Source organism: Sphaerochaeta sp. S2 (assembly GCF_016406725.1).
In the GTDB taxonomy this organism is placed as follows: domain Bacteria; phylum Spirochaetota; class Spirochaetia; order Sphaerochaetales; family Sphaerochaetaceae; genus Sphaerochaeta.
In genome coordinates, this window is sequence record NZ_JAEKNT010000028.1 from 1 (window position 1) to 1,367 (window position 1,367).

Below are 1,367 nucleotides of genomic sequence, written 5' to 3' on the forward strand. Positions count from 1 at the left end.
GTCCTAAGGAAGGGAAGCAAAAATGGTTCATCCTTCAACGCTTTCATTTGCCGATCCATCGCAAGGTACATTCTATCGAAGTAATCATTCGGCAAGACAGTCTCTTGTTTAAGCAGTACTCCAGTAAGGACCTGAGAACAATACTCTACCAAATATAGGTAAAGTTCCTTCTTAGTTCCAAAGTAATAGAATACCATTGATTTGGAAATCCCTGCTGCATCCGCCACATCCTTGATCGAAGCCTTTCGATATCTGTTCTGACCGAATACTCGTAAAGCTGCATCACGCACCAATCTTTGTTTTTCCTTTGGCAATGAACAAAAATTTTCCACCTTATAACATCCCCCAATAATTTTCGACCGAATCGGTTCATGCATGAATATGGTACACCTGTCGACCGAATCGGTCAATCGAATATTTTACCAAATATTCCATATTGGAAAAGAAAACAACAACTCTTTGACCATTTGCCATAACACATAGGAAATAGTCCATTGTGTGTATGCCAAAATTACGGGTATCGATACAACCTATCTCCTTTTGTTGGGCAACTAGGAAATATGGAACACATGAAATCATCTTAACGAAGTATGCTCAGGTTTTAGAGCTTCCAACGGGTAAAGAAGGAACTGGAAACAGTGCGTATTCCGAGCCCCAAGGGAAAACGCAGATGGCCGGTCAACACCATAGATGACATCCTCTCCAATGAAAAGTATACCGGAGACTCCGTCTATGGACTGACGGTGGGATCCGAGTATCCTGCGGTGAAGAGGGTCAATATCAATCCGGAAGAAATCCAAAGGTCCGAGAATCATCACCCTCCCATTATCGACAGGGAAACCTTCGACCTTGTCTAGAAGATGAAGAAAAAAGAGATCCAACATCGAGCTTGATGAGCACGGGAACAAGGTCCACAAGACCACCCATTACAGCATGAAGCAAAGTGATAAAAAAGTTGAAGAGCTAGTTGAATTGAGGCGACTAAAAATAATTTATTACTTACCAAATGTTTACAGATTTCTCAACAATAAACCTAAAGGTGTATCGCTAGTATCTCTTTTACTGTAAACTACTTATTGTCTTTCCAGCAAAGTACAGCCGGAAGTTTTCGGGGAAGCAGTACGTCAGCGTGCCACCGCCATCCTGGTAGCCCATAATCACCCCAGTGGCAATCTTGAGCCAAGTATTGAGGACAAGGATGTTACAAGGAGGCTGAAGCAAGCAGGGGATATCCTGGGTATTAAGGTACTGGACCATTTAATCTTCAGCGAAGAGGGGTATTTATCGATGCTGGAGGGTAATCTGTTCTAAAGAAGAAATGAAAATTACCAGGTGCAAGCTCCTTTCGGTTGCCACAAAACCAAATT

1 protein-coding gene and 2 pseudogenes are annotated in these 1,367 nt (G+C 42.4%); 2 read left to right on the forward strand and 1 reads right to left on the reverse strand.

Annotated elements, in window-relative coordinates; translation table 11 throughout:
- Positions 1 to 377 (reverse strand): TetR/AcrR family transcriptional regulator (locus JF818_RS00665; protein ID WP_198890075.1); only part of this gene is annotated, 377 nt, incomplete at its 3' end.
- Positions 378 to 617: 240 nt separating this feature from the next.
- On the opposite strand from JF818_RS00665, the pseudogene JF818_RS00670 reads away from it, so the two are divergent.
- Together JF818_RS00670 and JF818_RS00675 are read left to right on the forward strand one after the other, a co-directional pair.
- Positions 618 to 857, forward strand: a pseudogene (locus tag JF818_RS00670) (recombinase family protein); the annotation flags it as partial.
- 256 nt (positions 858 to 1,113) lie between these two features.
- Positions 1,114 to 1,311: pseudogene (locus JF818_RS00675) on the forward strand (JAB domain-containing protein); the annotation flags it as partial.
- Positions 1,312 to 1,367 lie beyond the last annotated feature (56 nt).